The following is a 17529-nucleotide window of genomic DNA, read 5'->3' as shown; positions in this document are numbered from 1 at the left end:
ATCACTTCACCAGCGGCAGGTTATCGCCACGCCAGCTGGAAATACCACCCGACAGTTTGGCGGCGTTGAAGCCGGTTTTCAGCATCTCGCGGGCGTGGGTGCCGGAGTGCTGGCCCTGGGCGTCGACCAGGATAATGGTCTTGGCCTTGTGCTTTTCCAGCTCGGCCAGGCGCGAAATCAGTTTGTCCTGGGGAATGTTCAGCGCGCCGACAATGTGACCGGCGGCGAAATCCTTGGCGGGACGAATGTCCACCACTACGGCCTCATCCTTGTTGACCAGGGCGGTCAGCTCGGACGTGCTGAGGCTGCGGCCACCGCGGCTCAATTCGTGAGCGATCAGCAGCGCCAGCAGTACGACGAACGCACCAGCGAGCAAATAGTGGGTAGTGGCAAATGCAATCAGGTGATCAACCATCAAGGAGGTTCCAGGGCGTTAAAATGGCGGTAAGTATACACAGCCGTCATGGTCGGCCAACCCCCGTAAAGCGGTGACGTGGTCGGAACTTCGCTTTAAACTGCCACTCCCTTTTCTATTCCCTTCATTCATTACCGCCGCGAGAGGATCTATGACTACTACGCCTAAACCTTTGGTCCTGATAATTCTCGATGGCTTCGGACACAGTGAAAGCCACCACGACAACGCCGTGTACTCGGCCAGCAAGCCAGTACTGGACCGTCTGAGCGCTACCGTTCCGAACGGCCTGATCTCGGGCTCGGGCATGGATGTTGGCCTGCCGGACGGCCAAATGGGCAACTCGGAAGTCGGCCATATGAATCTCGGTGCCGGACGAGTGGTCTATCAAGACTTCACCCGCGTGACCAAAGCGATCCGCGACGGTGAGTTTTTCGAGAACCCAAACATCTGCGCGGCAGTGGATAAAGCGGTCAAGGCCGGCAAGGCCGTGCACTTCATGGGCCTGCTGTCGGACGGCGGCGTCCACAGCCACCAGGACCACCTGATCGCCATGGCCGAACTGGCCTTCAAGCGCGGCGCCGAGAAGATCTACCTGCACGCGTTCCTCGACGGCCGCGACACCCCGCCGAAAAGTGCCCAGTCCTCCATCGAACTGCTGGACGAAACCTTCAAGACCCTCGGCAAAGGCCGCATCGCCAGCCTGGTTGGCCGCTACTTCGCCATGGACCGCGACAACCGCTGGGACCGCGTGGCACAGGCCTACAACCTGATCGTCGACGGCCAGGCCGAATTCAACGCCGCCACCGCCCAGGAAGGCCTGGAGGCCGCCTACGCCCGTGGTGAGAGTGACGAGTTCGTCAAGGCCACCACCATCGGCGAACCGGTCAAGGTCGAAGATGGCGACGCCGTGGTGTTCATGAACTTCCGCGCCGACCGTGCCCGCGAGCTGAGCCACGTATTCGTCGATGCCGGCTTCAAGGACTTCGAGCGCGCCCGCCAGCCGAAAGTCGAATTCGTGATGCTGACCCAATACGCCGCCAACATCCCGGCCCCGTCGGCATTCGCCCCGGGCAGCCTGGAAAACGTGCTGGGGGATTACCTGGCGAAAAACGGCAAGACCCAACTGCGCATTGCCGAAACCGAGAAATACGCCCACGTCACCTTCTTCTTCTCCGGCGGTCGTGAAGAACCGTTCCCGGGTGAAGAACGCATCCTGATTCCGTCGCCGAAAGTCGCCACCTACGACCTGCAGCCGGAGATGAGTGCCCCGGAAGTCACGGACAAGATCGTCGACGCCATCGAACACCAGCGCTACGACGTGATCGTGGTCAACTACGCCAACGGTGACATGGTGGGCCACAGCGGCAACCTGGAAGCGGCGGTAAAAGCCGTGGAATGCCTGGACCTGTGCGTCGGCCGCATCGTCGACGCGCTGGAAAAGGTGGGCGGCGAAGCGCTGATCACCGCTGACCACGGCAACTGCGAGCAAATGTCCGACGAATCCACCGGCCAGGCCCACACCGCCCACACCACCGAGCCGGTGCCATTCATCTACGTCGGCAAACGTGACTTTAAAGTACGTGATGGCGGCGTGCTGGCCGACGTGGCACCGACCATGTTGATGCTGATGGGGCTGGAGAAGCCGAAAGAGATGACTGGCACTTCGATTCTGGTCTGACACAGTTCAGGGGTTGCTCAAAACAGGCAGCCCGTCAATAATGGACTCGAGCGCGAAACCAGTTGCCTCCAGCGGCGATAACTGGCGTAGGAACCCCGCAGATGGCTGGATATCCGCGTAGGGTGAGACCTCCACACCCCTGCTTGAGGGTGTGTATATGAATATCAAGCAAGCACTACTTAGGGCAGTTCGAAAGAGCTGCCCTTTTCTTTGGGCGTCACAAAAGCTCGTAACGCTTGTAGAGCAACTCACCATGACGATGCTTGTTCAAGGCCTTGGCGTCTGTCTGCATGAAGTTCCACAGCACATTGCCAGCCTGAATATTGACCACCACCAGCATCTGCCTCCTGGATTCATAAGCCCCAATGAATGCTAAACGAGCGGAGCAATCGCTATAAGCAACACGCCATATTTCCAGAGGCCCCGTCAATGTGTCCAAGGCGAACCTGACATAACGCTCTCTGGCGTCCTGCCGCTTTTCAACAATGTGCTGCAGACAGCTACGCCTGATCGCTATTTGCCCCAAAGGCGAGGCAACTTCCACTTCCGAACAGCTCGAATGGGCAATGCCAAAATGCATTGCGACTATATCGATGGCCGCTTCGACATCGTTGCCGGCAGCCACTTCCTCAAGTGGACGCGCTCGCAAGGCCCGATCCAGACTACGAAGGTCGGGAAGCCCATAATCAATCCACGTTTGCTGGCCTTTTGACTCGTGAATACAAGGCATTACTGACTATGCCGACCGTCGGATTAACAGGGCCGAAGAGTCTATTCCGAGCGCAAATGCACCGTCAGGGCGGAGCATTTCAAGGCATTTCGCGAAGCACACAAAACAACTGCAGAAGCACGACACGACGCTCTCTACCGCTCGTCGCCTTCAAAGGGCTATGGGACTTGCCCACAATTGCTTGCAGAATGCGGCCACTGGGCACCTAACTTGCCTGCCAAGCCGAATTGGGCGTTTTTTTTGCAGCGCTTGGCGGGCATACTAGGCCGTCCCTTTCCCTGGTGTCGCCCGCCTCTATGCTTCGCGCCTTGATTACCCTTGCTCTTGTCTGCCTGCTCCAACCGGCGTTTGCCGATGAGCGCGCACAAACCCAACAACAGTTGGACGCTACGCGTCAGGACATTACCGAGCTGAAGAAGCTGCTCGGCAAGCTCCAGGAAGAGAAGTCCGGCGTGCAGAAAGACCTGCGCGGCACGGAAACCGAGATGGGCAAGCTGGAGAAGCAGGTCCAGGAGCTGCAAAAAGAACTAAAGAAGAGCGAGTCGGAACTGGAGCGACTCGACGCTGAGAAAAAAAAACTCCAGAGCGCACGCGTTGAACAGCAACGCCTGATCGCGATCCAGGCCCGCGCCGCTTACCAGAACGGCCGCCAGGAATACCTCAAGCTGCTGCTCAACCAGCAGAACCCGGAAAAATTCGCCCGCACCCTTACCTATTACGACTACCTGAGCAAGGCCCGCCTGGAGCAACTGAAAAGCTTCAACGAGACCCTGCGCCAGTTGGCCAACGTCGAGCAGGAAATCGCCAACCAGCAGTCGCAGCTGCTCGACCGGAAAACCGCCCTCGACAGCCAGCGCGACGAGCTGGACAAGGTCCGCAAGGAGCGCCAGCAGGCGCTGGCCAAGCTGAATGACGACGTGAAGGCCCGTGACGCCAAGCTCCAGGCCCGCGAGCAAGACCAGGCTGACCTCGGTAAAGTCCTGAAAACCATCGAGGAAACCCTGGCGCGCCAGGCCCGTGAGGCAGAGCAGGCGCGGCAAAAAGCGCTGCTGGCCCAGCAGGAAGCCGAAAAAAAGCGCGAGCGTGAAGCCGCCGAGGCAGTCGCCAGCGCCACTACCGACGCCCCGGCCCCGCGTAAACCGGCGCGTGCAGCGCCTGGCCCGCTGGTTTCCAGCGCCGGCGAATCCTTCGGCGGACCTTTTGCTTCAGCTCGGGGCAAACTTCCATGGCCAGTTGATGGTCGATTACTGGCACGCTTTGGTGAAACCCGTGGCGATGACACCCGCGCCAAGTGGGACGGTGTGATGATCAGTGCCGGTGCCGGCACCCAGGTCCACGCTATCCACGGCGGCCGCGTGGTATTCGCCGATTGGCTGCGTGGCGCAGGCTTGCTGGTGATTCTTGACCACGGTAATGGCTATTTGAGCCTTTACGGCCACAATCAAACTTTGCTTAAAGCGGCAGGTGATGTTGTAAAAGCCGGTGAATCCATCTCCACTGTCGGTAACAGTGGTGGCCAGGACACCCCGGCGCTGTACTTCGCTATTCGTCAGCAGGGCCGCCCGAGCGACCCGGCACAATGGTGCCGTACCCAAGGATAAGGGTCGCATCTACATTAGGAGTTCGTTCGACATGCTGCATTTGTCCCGCCTCACATCGCTGGCCCTGACGATCGCTCTGGTGATCGGCGCGCCTTTGGCATTCGCCGACCAGACCGCCCAGTCGGCCACGGCCGCGACCACCAAGGCCCCGCTGCCGCTGGACGAGTTGCGCACCTTTGCCGAGGTCATGGACCGGATCAAGGCCGCTTATGTCGAACCTGTGGACGACAAGACCCTGCTGGAAAATGCCATCAAGGGCATGCTCAGCAACCTTGACCCGCACTCCGCCTACCTGGGCCCGGAAGATTTCGCCGAGCTGCAGGAGAGCACAAGTGGTGAATTCGGTGGCCTGGGCATTGAAGTCGGCGCCGACGACGGCAACATCAAGGTCGTTTCGCCGATCGATGACACCCCTGCGTCCAAGGCCGGCATCCAGGCCGGTGACTTTATCGTCAAGATCAACGGCCAGCCGACCCGCGGCCAGACCATGACCGAAGCCGTCGACAAGATGCGCGGCAAGATCGGCCAGAAAATCACCCTGACCCTGGTGCGCGACGGCGGCACGCCGTTCGACGTGACCCTGACCCGCGCTACCATCACGGTCAAGAGCGTGAAGAGCCAGCTGCTGGAGTCGGGCTACGGCTACATCCGTATCACCCAGTTCCAGGTCAAGACCGGCGACGAAGTGGCCAAGGCCCTCGCCAAGCTGCGCAAAGACAACGGCAAGAAACTCAGCGGCATCGTGCTCGACCTGCGCAACAACCCGGGCGGCGTGTTGCAGGCCGCTGTGGAGGTGGTCGACCACTTCATCACCAAGGGCCTGATCGTCTACACCAAGGGCCGTATCGCCAACTCCGAGCTGCGCTTCTCGGCCACCGGCAACGACCTCAGCGAAGGCGTGCCGATGGTTGTGCTGATCAACGGCGGCAGCGCCTCGGCTTCGGAAATCGTCGCCGGCGCCCTGCAAGACCAGAAACGCGGCGTGCTGATGGGCACCACCAGCTTCGGCAAAGGCTCGGTGCAAACCGTGCTGCCGCTGAACAACGAGCGTGCCTTGAAGATCACCACGGCGCTGTACTACACGCCGAACGGCCGCTCGATCCAGGCCCAGGGCATCGTGCCGGACATCGAAGTGCGCAAGGCCAAGATCACCAACGAAGCCGACAGCGAGTTCTACAAGGAAGCGGACCTGCAAGGCCACCTGGGCAATGGCAACGGCGGCGCCGACCAGCCGACCGGCAGCGGCTCGAAAGCCAAGCCGATGCCGCAGGACGACGATTATCAGTTGGCCCAGGCGCTGAGCCTGCTCAAGGGCCTGAGCATTACGCGCAGCCGTTGATATGCGCCGTGGACTGATCATCGCTTTGCTGTGCTGTCTGGCGGGAGTCGCCCAAGGCAACCCCGCCAGTGCAGCCCCCGCTGAACACAAAGCCTACCTGACCCTGATCATCGACGACCTTGGGCAAAACCTGCCCCGGGATCGTCGTGTGCTCGCCCTGCCCGGCCCGGTGACCACGGCGATCATGCCCGACACACCCCACGCCGCCGAATTCGCCCGCGAAGCCCACAAGGCCGGCAAGATCGTCATCCTGCACATGCCCATGGACCCGGCCACCGGCCCGTTCGCCTGGCACCCCGACCTGCCTATCGAAGAGCTGGGCAAACGCCTGGACGCGGCCTTCAAGGCCGTGCCCTACACCGCCGGCATCAACAACCACATGGGCAGCCGCATGACCGCCCAGCCGGAGGCCATGGCCTGGTTGATGGGTGAGCTGCAACGACGCCACAAGTTCTTCGTCGACAGCCGCACCAGCGCTAAAACCGTCGCCGCCGCCGAGGCGCAAAAGATTGGCCTGGCCAGCGTCTCGCGGGATGTGTTCCTCGACGACGAACGCACCGAAGCGGCCATCACCACCCAGCTGCAGACCGCGATCAAGCTGGCCCACAAACAGGGGTCGGCGGTGATGATCGGCCACCCTTATCCACAGACCCTGGCGGTACTCGAACGTGAGCTGCCCAAGCTCAAGGCCCAGGGCGTCGAGTGGATCGACATCAAGTTGATGATCAGCCTGCGCAGCAACCAGGCCATGGCCGGCCACGGAAAAAACGGCACTTACCGCTAGTGCTATATAGCTACCGCGCCTGACCGAGCGGACTCTTCGATAGTGGATCTTCGTATCCACTGGAGAGTCTGTAGATGAACTCACTGCAATACAAAGACCTGCTGATCAACTTCACCACCGAGTTCGTTCCTGTATGGAACGACAAAGGCACTCGCGCCGAGAAACCCGTGACCTTCTGGCGCCCGAGCACATCCTCCGACGCGCTGGGCAACTTCGTCCCGCTGGGTGATGTGGCGGTGGCGGGTTACCACAACATCAATCAACTGAACATCGTCGCTGTTGTCAGCGAAGTTGACCGGGAGAATGGCACCGCCTTGCGGCCCCCCGTCGACTTCGAGAGAGTCTGGGAACACTCGGGACCAAGGGCACGCGCCAATTTCTCAATCTGGCGGCCCACCGCTCCAGAAGGTTATGTGGCGATGGGGCTGGTCTGTGGCCTCGGTAACGACAAACCACCACGCAATACCATCCGCTGTGTCAGAGAAGACCTGGTGACTCAGGCCTATGTCGACCAGTTGATCTGGAGCGACCAAGGCAGCGGCGCCCACCGGGACTTCAGCGCCTGGGGTGTCTCCCCGTCGCAAGCAGCTCCTGGTCAAGCCTACCTGGCACCGGGCACCTTTACCGGCGCCGAGGGCTATGCCAAGCCAACCAGGCAACACCCGGTGCACGCCCTGCGGCTGGACCTTGCGCTTCATTCCGAAGATTTGCCGCCACTTTCACCCGAAATGGCACCAGGACGCACGATGCCGGAGCAGGTAACAGAGGGCATTCATGTGTGCGAACTGCCCTGGTTTACCGTGAACGACCCGACCCTGACGCCCCTGGAAAAACTGCAAACGTGCCCGGTATATCGGTTGAAAAGAATCGACCAGTACAGCTTGGTAGCCAGCGGTCAAAACACCACGCCAGCAAGCCAAACCTTCAGTTGGGTATTCGCAAAAGGAGAGATCAGTGATTTCTCCTTGGGCCTGCGCTCCTTGACCGGCGTCGATATAAAGGCTGCCTGGGCACCCCGCCATCCGTTGAGCATCAGTGCCAACCTCAATCGCGACTTCACGCATACGGGCTTGACCGCACAAGGCTGGGAACGGGAGGGCGTGGCGGATGTGATGGCTTACATCCCGGCGAATAAATCCATCGCTGCCTACCTGGTCAAAAGCCGATACGAGCTATTGCGGGCTGACGGCAGCCAGCTCGGGCCAACCCTGACCTATGCCAGCGGAGATAACGTCTACTTCAGCGAGCTGCTGCAACCTGAAGCGGCGGTTACTGCTGTTGAGGAGCCAGAGGAAGTACCAGCAGAGGTGCCCGAGCCCACAGAAAACAACCTAGAGATAACGCCCCATGATTTCATCGACGACACCCTCCTGCCGTAACTGATCGAGGGCCGCCTGGAGTTTCGCCACTACGTCATCCGGCACGTTTTTGTTCAGCGCCAGGTACAGCTCCGCGCTGTTGAAACGCAACACAGTCTTGAGCCCGGTCACCCCGACCTGGCGTGCCAGATAACGGCCCGCCGGGTCCCCGGTGGCCCACAGGTCGATCTGGCCATCCACCAGCTTTTTCGCGTTGTCCTGATCCCGCAACACGATCACCGGCTTGAGCCCCTGCTTCTCCAGGCTCTCGGCGATGGCGTCGCCCTTGTAGGCGCCGATCTTGTAGCGCCGCGCCTGCTCAAGGTCGCTCAGCTGGATCTTGCTGTCAGCCTTGGCCAGCAGCACCCAATCGTCCGGGCCGATGGGGCCGACCCATTTGAACAGCGCCTCACGGTCCGGCAAGCGCGCCATCACGAACACGCCGTAACCGGGTTTTTCCAGGGCGAGTTTGTAGATCCGGTCCCAAGGGAACCGCAGGGTCAGGTTGTAGGAAATACCGGCACGCTGGAACGTCTCGCGGACGATGTCCACGGCAATGCCTTCGATGTTCTCTTCCTTGGCGAAGTTCTTGCCGTTTTTCGCCATGTTGTACGGCGGGAAGTTTTCCGTCAGCAACACCAGGGAAGCGCCGTCGGACGGTTCATCAGCGTAAGCCGAACCCGTCAGCAGAACGGTGGTACTGGCGAGGGCGAGCAGCAGGTCTTTGAACATGAAAGTTACCGGAATCCATGGCAAGCCCAGAGAGTGCCGCGAGCCTGCCATGGTGTCCAGTGACGTTTAGCGTACGACGATACCGCGCGCCGCCATGTAGGCCTTGGCCTCAGGCACGGTGTATTCGCCAAAGTGGAAAATACTCGCCGCCAGCACTGCGCTGGCGTGGCCTTCGATCACGCCGTCGGCCAGGTGCTGCAGGTTGCCGACGCCGCCGGAAGCAATCACCGGGATGCCCAGTGCGTCGCTGATGGCGCGGGTCACGCCCAGGTCGAAGCCGTTTTTCATGCCGTCCTGGTCCATACTGGTCAGCAGGATTTCACCGGCACCCAGGGCTTCCATCTTCATCGCCCACTGCACGGCATCCAGCCCGGTCGGCTTGCGCCCGCCGTGGGTGAAGATCTCCCAGCGCGGAGTTTCGCCCGGGCCGGAGACTTTCTTGGCGTCGATGGCAACCACGATGCATTGCGAACCGAAGTGCTGTGCGGCTTCGCCGACAAATTCCGGGTTGAACACCGCGGCGGTGTTGATCGAAACCTTGTCCGCGCCGGCATTCAGCAAGTTGCGAATGTCCTGCACGGTGCGCACGCCACCGCCCACGGTCAGCGGGATAAACACCTGGCTGGCCATGCGCTCCACGGTATGCAGCGTGGTGTCGCGACCATCGACGCTGGCGGTGATGTCGAGAAAGGTAATCTCGTCAGCACCCTGTTCGTCGTAGCGACGGGCGATCTCCACCGGGTCGCCGGCGTCACGGATGTTCTCGAACTTGACGCCCTTGACCACGCGACCGTTGTCGACGTCCAGGCAAGGGATGATGCGTTTGGCCAGCGCCATGGTCAGTCCTCAGCCGTTGTAGGCGTCGCAGTAAGCCTGGGCTTCAGCGACGTCCAGGGTGCCTTCATAGATCGCCCGGCCGGTGATGGCGCCGATGATCCCCGGCGCCTTCGCGTCCAGCAGCGACTTGATGTCGCCCAGGTTGTGGATACCGCCGGAAGCGATCACCGGGATCCTGGTGGCCGCAGCCAGCGCAGCGGTGAACGGTACGTTGCAGCCCTGCATCATGCCGTCTTTGGCGATGTCGGTATAAACGATGGCGGAGACGCCGTCGGCTTCAAACTGCTTGGCGAGGTCGATCACCTGGACGGTGCTGATCTCGGCCCAGCCGTCGGTGGCGACGAAACCGTCCTTGGCGTCCAGGCCCACGATCACTTTGCCGGGGAACGCACGGCAGGCTTCGGCGACGAAGGCCGGGTCTTTCACGGCCTTGGTGCCGATGATCACGTAGCTCACGCCTGCTTTCACGTAGTGCTCGATGGTTTCCAGGGAGCGGATACCGCCGCCGATCTGGATCGGCAGGTTCGGGTAGCGCTTGGCGATCGCCGTCACCACTTCGCCGTTGACCGGCTGGCCTTCGAACGCACCGTTCAAGTCCACCAGATGCAGACGACGGCAACCGCCTTCCACCCACTTGGCAGCCATGCTCACCGGGTCATCGGAGAACACCGTGGAATCTTCCATGCGGCCCTGGCGCAGACGTACGCAGGCGCCGTCCTTGAGATCGATAGCGGGAATAATCAGCATCTGGCAAACCTTATTCGATATTCAGCGTTGCTCGGGAAATCAGGGTTTCTCGAGCGCCCACAAGTCGCTTTCGATGCTTTCGAACCTTTCTTTAAGGTGCGTCTGCACATCGAAAATCGCCCTGTTGTAATAGTGCGGAGCAATTTCAGTGGTGAACAGTTCGAGGATTTCTGCGACCTCGAACGAGCCGAGCTTGAGCTCGAAGCGGTCTTCCATGAAACGCTTGATCTTGTCGGTGGCCTCACTCTCCTGCTGGGGAGTGAGGTTCAAGATCGGCGGCTTGACCTTCTTGGCCATTACCAGCGCCCGTCCCACGCGGCGAAGTTCTGCAGCAATTGCAGGCCATGGGTATGGCTCTTCTCCGGGTGGAATTGCACGGCAAAGCGCGAACCGTCGGCCAGGGCCGCGGCGAAGTCGACGCCATAGTGCCCGCCACCCACCACCTGGCGCGGGTTACCGGCGGCGATGTAATAGCTGTGCACGAAATAGAAACGCGCCAGGTCCGGCACTTCGTGCCACAGCGGGTGATCCACGGTCTGGCGCACTTCGTTCCAGCCCATGTGTGGCACCTTCAGGTGCTCGCCGTCTTCGTGCAGGTCCTTGCCGAAAAACTTCACCTGGCCCGGAAACAGACCGATGCAGTCGACGCCGTCGTTCTCTTCACTGCTGTCGAGCAAGGCTTGCATGCCCACGCAGATGCCGAGGAACGGCCGGTCCTGGCTGACTTCACGCACCAGGCTGTCGAAGCCCAGGCGGCGAATCTCGGCCATGCAGTCGCGAATCGCGCCAACCCCCGGGAACACCACCCGGTCGGCTTCGCGAATCACGTCGGCATCGCTGGTGATCAGCACCTTGCCGGCACCTACGTGCTCGAGGGCCTTGGCCACCGAGTGCAGGTTACCCATGCCGTAGTCGATAACCGCGACCGTCTGCATTACAGGACGCCCTTGGTCGACGGCATTTGCCCGGCCATGCGGTCATCCAGCTCCACGGCCATGCGCAGGGCACGGCCGAAAGCCTTGAACACGGTCTCGATCTGGTGGTGGGTGTTGGTGCCACGCAGGTTGTCGATGTGCAGGCTGACCAGGGCGTGGTTGACGAAACCCTGGAAGAATTCCTGGAACAGGTCGACGTCGAAGCCGCCCACGGTGGCGCGGGTGTACGGCACGTGCATCTGCAGGCCCGGGCGGCCGGAGAAGTCGATGACCACACGCGACAGCGCTTCATCCAGCGGGACATAGGCGTGGCCGTAGCGACGGATGCCTTTCTTGTCGCCGATGGCTTTGGCAAATGCCTGGCCCAACGTGATACCGACGTCTTCCACCGTGTGGTGGTCGTCGATATGCAGGTCGCCCTTGCTGACGATATCCAGGTCGATCAGCCCGTGACGGGCGATCTGGTCCAGCATGTGCTCAAGAAAAGGTACACCGATATCAAATCGGGCCTTTCCGGTGCCATCCAGGTTGATCGAGGCTTTGATCTGGGTTTCCAGAGTGTCGCGCTCGACGGACGCCTTACGTTCGGCCATCACCAGCTCCGCAAAATCATTGGGCGAAAAAGGCAGCCATTATAGGGGCGCGGGCGCTAAACAGAAACATCGGAGGGGATAAGACTGATGGAGTGTCGGGGATAGACATGTCAGTACAAGTGTGGGAGCAGCTTTGTGTGTGAGCGGGCTTGCTCGCGAAGGCGGTGGGTCAGCCAATACATGTGCTGACTGATCCATCGCATTCGCGAGCAAGCCCGCTCCCACAAGGGTTACGCGGTGTTAGTGGAACAGGACTGCGGTTTTCTGCAGGGTGACCCACACGCCCCACGCCAACGGAATGCCCACCGCCAGCCAGGCGGCAACCGCCAATGGCACGCTGCCGGAGGAGGCTTTCCACTCCAGCACGGTGCTGGAATCGGCGCCCTTGTCATGGCCCAGCGCCTGCTCGGCAGCCAGTTCGGCGTCGGTCATGAAGTACTTGTCTGCCACCGGCCGTACCAGCAGGTTGCAGATAAAGCCCAGCACCAGCAGGCCGGCGAGGATGTACAAGGTGATGTCGTAGGCGGCAGCGCGTTCAACGCCGATGCTCAACTGATACTCACGCAGGTAGTTCACCAGCACCGGACCCAGTACGCCCGCCGCTGCCCAAGCGGTCAGCAGGCGACCGTGGATCGCACCCACCATTTGCGTACCGAACAGGTCCGCCAGGTAAGCCGGCACCGTCGCAAAACCACCGCCGTACATCGACAGGATGATGCAGAACGCCGCCACGAACAGCGCGACGTTACCCAGGTGACCCAGGTTCGGGATCAACGCGTACAGGGCAAAGCCCAGGGCGAAGAACACGAAGTAGGTGTTTTTACGGCCCAGGTAGTCGGAGAACGATGCCCAGAAGAACCGGCCACCGATGTTGAACAGGCTCAACAGACCGGTAAAGCCGGCTGCGATGGCCGCGATGGAAGCCAGTTGGCCGGCATCCAGTTGGCCAAATGCCAGGCCGTTACCCAGCAACTTGCCGCCGAACACTTCCTGCAGCAGCGGCGAAGCCATGCCGAGGATGCCGATGCCGGCAGACACGTTCAGGCACAGCACCAGCCACACCAGGCGGAATTGCGGGGTTTTCCAGGCCACGTTCACGTGCACGTGACGGTGGGTGATCATCGCATTGCTGGCTTTTTTCGCCGGGGCAGTCCAGCCCTCAGGCTTCCAGCCGGTAGGCGGAACACGGTAGGACAAGGCGCCGCCGATCATGAACACGAAGTAGATCACGGCCATGACCACGAAGCTCTGCCACACGCCAACGCTGGTCGGCGAGGCAAAGTGGCCCATCAAGGCGGCTGCCAGCGGGGCACCCACCATCGCGCCGCCGCCGAAGCCCATGATCGCCATGCCGGTGGCCATGCCGCGCTTGTCCGGGAACCACTTGATCAGGGTCGAGACCGGCGAGATATAGCCCAGGCCCAGGCCGATACCGCCAATGACCCCGGAGCCGATCCACATCAGCCAGATCTGGTGGGTGTAGATCCCCAGCGCGGAGATCAGCAGGCCGCCACACCAGCACAAGGCCGAAACGACACCAGCCTTGCGTGGCCCGGCATGTTCCAGCCAGCCGCCCCAGATCGCCGCAGAGCAGCCGAGGAAGATGAAGAACAGGGTGTAGATCCAGCCCAGCATGGAGATGGGCCAGTCGCATTGCGACGAGAAGACCTGGCTGATGAAGCTCATGTCCGGCGCGCAGGCGACCGGTGCGGTGATCCCCAGCGCCTTGGACAACGGCAGCCAGAACACCGAAAAACCGTAGGCCATGCCGATACACAGGTGGATCGCCAGGGCGGCCGGTGGTACCAGCCAACGGTTGAACCCGGGCTTGGCGATAATGCGTTCCTTGGACAGGAACGCAGGCTGTGCAGCAGTATTACCCGCCGCAGTGCTAGTGCTCATTGGTGTTTCCCCCAGTTATTAGTATGTGTCCGTCGGGCGCTCTCTCCCTCGGCCTTACACGCAAGGCGTGGCCGTTTTGTTGAGTAAAGCTCCTTTTAAACGCGACGTTTAGTCGCAGACGGCAGACGAACATGCGCAGATTAGCATCTGTGGATGACAGAAAAACCAAACTGATATCACCTTTCTGGAGTTATCTGATTTGTTTGACGCCATGTAACGATCCCTAAACAGCCATAGGGCTACGAGCGTTATACTCTTCGGCTAAATTTTAAAATCGACATACAAGGACTCGCCCATGAAAGCGTTCGGCAAAATCCTGGGTCTGGTACTTCTCGGGCTGTTGCTGATCATTGTGGCTCTAGGCTTTGCCCTGACCCATCTCTTCGATCCCAACGACTACAAAGACGAGATTCGCCAGATTGCCCGCGACAAGGCCCACATCGAGCTGACGCTCAATGGCGACATCGGCTGGAGCCTGTTCCCCTGGCTCGGTCTTGAATTGCACGAGGCCAGCGTTGCGACCCTGACCAATCCGAGCCAACCGTTTGCCGACCTGCAGATGCTCGGCCTGTCGGTGCGCGTGCTGCCGCTGCTGCGCCGTGAAGTGCAGATGAGCGATGTACGTGTCGAAGGCCTGAACCTGCGCCTGAACAAAGACGTGCATGGCCACGGCAACTGGGAAGACATCGGCAAGAATGTGCCGGACCCGGCTGCCGCCGCCACCACGCCTGCCGTGACTGAAGCGGCCACACCGCCCAAGCCTGAAAAGCCGCCGCAGCCGATCCGCCTGGACATCGACAGCCTGACCATCAACAACGCCCGCGTCGAATACAACGACGAGCAGACCGGCAAGCAGTTCAGCGCCGAAAGCATCCAGCTGAGTGCCGGCGCCGTGCACGAAGGTGCAAGCATCCCGGTCAAACTCACCGCGTTCTTCGGCACCAACCAGCCGCTGATGCGCGTCAAGACCGAGGTCAACGGCAACCTGCGCATTCAGCGCGCCCTCAAGCGCTACCAGTTCGAAGACATGAAGGTCACTGGTGAAGCCACCGGCGAGCCGCTGCAAGGCAAGACCGTGACCTTTTCGACCCAGGGCCAATTGCTGGTGGACCAGTCTGCGAATATCGCCGAATGGACCGGCATGAAGTTGTCGCTGAACCAACTGCGCGCCCTGGGCGAGCTGAAGGTCAACGACCTGGACAAGACTCCACAGCTCAGCGGCGCCCTGTCGATTGCCCAGTTTGACCTGGCCAAGTTCCTCGACAGCGTCGGCAACCCGCTGCCACCGATGGCCGCCGGCAGCCTGAGCAAGGTCGAACTGGTCAGCCGCCTCAAGGGCACGCCGACCAGCCTGGCGCTTGAAGACCTCAACCTGAAACTCGACGACAGCACCTTCACCGGTCGCGTGGCCGTGGATGATTTCGCCAGGCAATCCCTGCGGGTGCAGCTCAAGGCCGATACGTTCAACGCCGACAACTACCTGCCGGCCAAGTCCGAAGCCGCCAAGGGCGCTGCGGCCGCGCGCCAGGCTGAAGTGCAGAACAGCGAAGCCGGCGCCATGGCGGCCGGTGGCACCACACCGTTGCCGGACGCCCCGACCAAAGCCGCGTGGAGTACCGACAAGCTGCTGCCGCTGACCCGCCTGCGCACCCTGGACGTAAACGCCGACCTGTCCTTTGGCCAACTGACCCTGAGCAAGCTGCCGATCCAGAATGCCGCCCTGAAAGCCTCCGGCCTCGATGGCCAGCTCAAGCTCGATACCTTGAGCGGCGGCCTCTACAACGGCACCTTCCAGGCCAACGGCAACCTTGACGTGCGCCAGGACATCCCGCTGCTGGCGCTGCAAACCCGCATCAAGCAGGTACCGGTCGAACGCATCCTGCAAGCCCAGGGGCAGAACCCGCCGGTGAAGGGCCAGCTCACCCTCGACAGCAACCTCAACGGCCGCGGCAATAGCCAGAAAGCCCTGATCGACAGCCTCAACGGTACCGCCAGCTTCGCGATCAACAACGGCGTGCTGCTCAACGCCAACATCGAGCAACAGCTGTGCACCGGCATCGCCCTGCTCAACCGCAAGACCCTCAGCGGCGACCAGCGCGGCAAGGACACCCCGTTCCAGGAACTCAAGGGCAACCTGACCTTCCGCAATGGCGTGGCCAGCAACCCCGACCTGAAAGTGCGCATCCCGGGCCTGACCGTCAACGGCGACGGTGACGTCGACCTGCGCGTGCTGGGCATGGACTACCGCGTCGGCATTATCGTCGAAGGCGACCAGCGCGACGTGCCGGACCCGGCTTGCCAGGTGGGCTCCAATTTCCAGAACATCGAAGTCCCGCTGCGCTGCCGTGGCCCGCTGGAACTGGGCGCCAAGGCCTGCCGCCTGGACAAGGACGGCTTGAGCCAGGTCGCCATCAAGGCGGCGGGCAACAAGCTCAGCGAGAAGCTTGAACAGAAGCTCGACAAGGTCAATCCACAGCTGAAAGACGCGCTTAAAGGCCTGTTCAAACGATGAGAAACGAGCAGTTTTCAACGGCGGTGCTCGACTGGTACGACCGCCACGGTCGCCATGACCTGCCCTGGCAACAGGGCATCACGCCTTACCGGGTGTGGGTCTCGGAGATCATGTTGCAGCAGACCCAGGTCAGCACCGTGCTGAACTACTTCGACCGGTTCATGGCATCCTTGCCAACGGTCGAAGCCCTGGCTGCCGCGCCGGAAGACGAAGTGCTGCACCTGTGGACCGGGCTGGGTTACTACACCCGGGCGCGCAACCTGCAAAAGACCGCGAAGATCGTCGTTGCCGAATATGGCGGCGAGTTTCCCCGTGACGTCGAAAAACTCACCGAACTGCCCGGCATTGGCCTGTCCACCGCGGGTGCGATTGCCAGCCTGAGCATGGGCCTGCGAGCGCCGATCCTCGATGGCAACGTCAAGCGCGTGCTGGCGCGCTTTACCGCGCAAGAGGGCTACCCTGGCGAGCCGAAGGTCGCCAAACAGCTGTGGGCCACCGCAGAGCGCTTTACGCCCCATGACCGCGTCAACGCCTACACCCAGGCCATGATGGACATGGGCGCCACCCTCTGCACCCGCAGCAAGCCCAGCTGCCTGCTGTGCCCGCTGGAAAAGGGCTGCGAAGCGCACCTGCTCGGCCTGGAAACCCGCTACCCGATCCCCAAGCCACGCAAGACCGTGCCCCAGAAGCGCACGCTGATGCCGTTGCTGGCCAATGACGAGGGCGCGATCCTGCTTTACCGTCGCCCCTCCACAGGCCTGTGGGGCGGTTTGTGGAGCCTGCCGGAGCTGGATGACCTGGCCGACCTGGAACACCTGGCCAACCAGCACTCGCTGGCGCTGGGCAAACACCAGGAGCTGCCGAGCCTGATCCACACCTTCAGCCACTTCCAACTGGCTATCGAACCCTGGCTGGTCCAGGTCCAGGAGTCTGCCCATCACGTGGCCGAGGCTGACTGGCTCTGGTATAACCTCGCCACCCCGCCGCGCCTGGGCCTTGCCGCCCCGGTGAAAAAACTGCTGAAGCGCGCGGCTGAAGTATTGAACGCAGGAGTTCCGTCATGACCCGCACCATCATCTGCCGCAAGTACCACGAAGAACTGCCCGCCCTGGAGCGCGCCCCGTTCCCTGGCGCCAAGGGCCAGGACATTTTCGACAACGTCTCCGCCAAGGCCTGGGCTGACTGGCAAAAGCACCAGACCCTGTTGATCAACGAAAAGCGCCTGAACATGATGAACGCCGAAGACCGCAAATACCTGCAGGGCGAGATGGACAAGTACTTTTCCGGCGAGGATTACGCCAAGGCCGACGGCTACGTGCCACCTGCTGAATAATTGATCAAATTTGGGGGTTGGCCCGTAAGCGAC

Annotated in this window: 17 protein-coding genes; 8 read left to right on the top strand and 9 right to left on the bottom strand. The window is 61.4% G+C overall.

Features of this window, described 5'->3' with window-relative positions; genetic code table 11:
* Nucleotide 1: 1 nt before the first annotated feature.
* Complete coding sequence (locus tag HX839_RS12860; RefSeq protein WP_003218014.1) at nt 2–415, bottom strand: rhodanese-like domain-containing protein; 414 nt, start codon at nt 413–415, stop codon at nt 2–4.
* Between the two features lie 151 nt (nt 416–566).
* Here HX839_RS12860 and gpmI point away from each other — a divergent pair, with 151 nt between their 5' ends.
* A complete protein-coding gene (gene gpmI / locus HX839_RS12855) occupies nt 567–2093 on the top strand; it encodes a 2,3-bisphosphoglycerate-independent phosphoglycerate mutase (RefSeq protein WP_003218015.1) in 1527 nt (508 codons plus the stop codon).
* Between the two features lie 217 nt (nt 2094–2310).
* Here the strand turns inward: gpmI and HX839_RS12850 are convergent, their stop codons facing one another.
* A complete protein-coding gene (locus HX839_RS12850) occupies nt 2311–2742 on the bottom strand; it encodes a PBECR2 nuclease fold domain-containing protein (RefSeq protein WP_256344182.1) in 432 nt (143 codons plus the stop codon).
* Between the two features lie 377 nt (nt 2743–3119).
* Here HX839_RS12850 and HX839_RS12845 point away from each other — a divergent pair, with 377 nt between their 5' ends.
* From HX839_RS12845 to HX839_RS12830, 4 genes are all read left to right on the top strand, one after another.
* The gene (locus tag HX839_RS12845) at nt 3120–4424 is read left to right on the top strand and encodes a murein hydrolase activator EnvC (RefSeq protein ID WP_177067131.1); all 1305 of its coding nucleotides are present in this window, start codon (nt 3120–3122) and stop codon (nt 4422–4424) included.
* Nucleotides 4425–4455: 31 nt separating this feature from the next.
* Nucleotides 4456–5763 (top strand): S41 family peptidase, encoded by a 1308-nt coding sequence (locus HX839_RS12840; protein ID WP_003218023.1) that lies wholly within the window; start codon nt 4456–4458, stop codon nt 5761–5763.
* Nucleotide 5764: 1 nt separating this feature from the next.
* Nucleotides 5765–6547, top strand: coding sequence for a divergent polysaccharide deacetylase family protein (locus HX839_RS12835; RefSeq protein ID WP_008435686.1), 783 nt, complete (start codon nt 5765–5767; stop codon nt 6545–6547).
* 74 nt (nt 6548–6621) lie between these two features.
* Nucleotides 6622–7926: a Vps62-related protein gene (locus HX839_RS12830; RefSeq protein WP_177067130.1), complete on the top strand. Its 1305-nt coding sequence runs from the start codon at nt 6622–6624 to the stop codon at nt 7924–7926.
* On the opposite strand, the gene HX839_RS12825 is transcribed toward HX839_RS12830, so the two are convergent.
* From HX839_RS12825 to HX839_RS12795, 7 genes are all read right to left on the bottom strand, one after another.
* Complete coding sequence (locus HX839_RS12825) at nt 7879–8637, bottom strand: ABC transporter substrate-binding protein (RefSeq protein WP_003218028.1); 759 nt, start codon at nt 8635–8637, stop codon at nt 7879–7881. The genes HX839_RS12830 and HX839_RS12825 overlap by 48 nt on opposite strands.
* Before the next feature lie 66 nt (nt 8638–8703).
* Nucleotides 8704–9474 carry an imidazole glycerol phosphate synthase subunit HisF gene (gene hisF, locus HX839_RS12820; RefSeq protein WP_003218030.1) on the bottom strand — a complete coding sequence of 257 codons (771 nt, stop codon included), beginning with the start codon at nt 9472–9474 and terminating at the stop codon, nt 8704–8706.
* 9 nt (nt 9475–9483) lie between these two features.
* Complete coding sequence (gene hisA, locus HX839_RS12815; protein WP_008435688.1) at nt 9484–10221, bottom strand: 1-(5-phosphoribosyl)-5-[(5-phosphoribosylamino)methylideneamino]imidazole-4-carboxamide isomerase; 738 nt, start codon at nt 10219–10221, stop codon at nt 9484–9486.
* A 39-nt stretch (nt 10222–10260) separates the two neighbouring features.
* Nucleotides 10261–10518, bottom strand: coding sequence for a DUF2164 domain-containing protein (locus tag HX839_RS12810; protein ID WP_003218033.1), 258 nt, complete (start codon nt 10516–10518; stop codon nt 10261–10263).
* Entirely contained in the window at nt 10518–11156 is a 639-nt protein-coding gene (gene hisH / locus HX839_RS12805) for an imidazole glycerol phosphate synthase subunit HisH (protein ID WP_003218034.1), read from the bottom strand. The genes HX839_RS12810 and hisH overlap by 1 nt, the downstream gene beginning before the upstream one ends.
* Nucleotides 11156–11749, bottom strand: a complete 594-nt coding sequence (gene hisB, locus HX839_RS12800) for an imidazoleglycerol-phosphate dehydratase HisB (protein ID WP_003218037.1) — start codon at nt 11747–11749, stop codon at nt 11156–11158. The genes hisH and hisB overlap by 1 nt, the downstream gene beginning before the upstream one ends.
* A 240-nt stretch (nt 11750–11989) precedes the next feature.
* Nucleotides 11990–13651 (bottom strand): OFA family MFS transporter, encoded by a 1662-nt coding sequence (locus HX839_RS12795; protein WP_003218039.1) that lies wholly within the window; start codon nt 13649–13651, stop codon nt 11990–11992.
* Nucleotides 13652–13946: 295 nt separating this feature from the next.
* Between HX839_RS12795 and HX839_RS12790 the strand changes: the two genes are divergently transcribed.
* The 3 genes from HX839_RS12790 to HX839_RS12780 are packed head-to-tail and all read left to right on the top strand — an operon-like array spanning nt 13947 to nt 17496.
* A complete protein-coding gene (locus tag HX839_RS12790) occupies nt 13947–16163 on the top strand; it encodes an AsmA family protein (protein WP_177067129.1) in 2217 nt (738 codons plus the stop codon).
* The gene (mutY, locus tag HX839_RS12785; protein WP_087693328.1) at nt 16160–17227 is read left to right on the top strand and encodes an A/G-specific adenine glycosylase; all 1068 of its coding nucleotides are present in this window, start codon (nt 16160–16162) and stop codon (nt 17225–17227) included. Before HX839_RS12790 ends, mutY begins: the two co-directional genes overlap by 4 nt.
* Nucleotides 17224–17496 (top strand): oxidative damage protection protein, encoded by a 273-nt coding sequence (locus HX839_RS12780; protein ID WP_087693327.1) that lies wholly within the window; start codon nt 17224–17226, stop codon nt 17494–17496. Before mutY ends, HX839_RS12780 begins: the two co-directional genes overlap by 4 nt.
* Nucleotides 17497–17529: the final 33 nt, after the last annotated feature.

This window comes from Pseudomonas sp. I8001, assembly GCF_013385345.1.
Classification (GTDB): Bacteria; Pseudomonadota; Gammaproteobacteria; order Pseudomonadales; family Pseudomonadaceae; genus Aquipseudomonas.
Note: the sequence above shows the minus strand (reverse complement) of the source record. Positions and strands in the feature narration are given on the sequence as shown.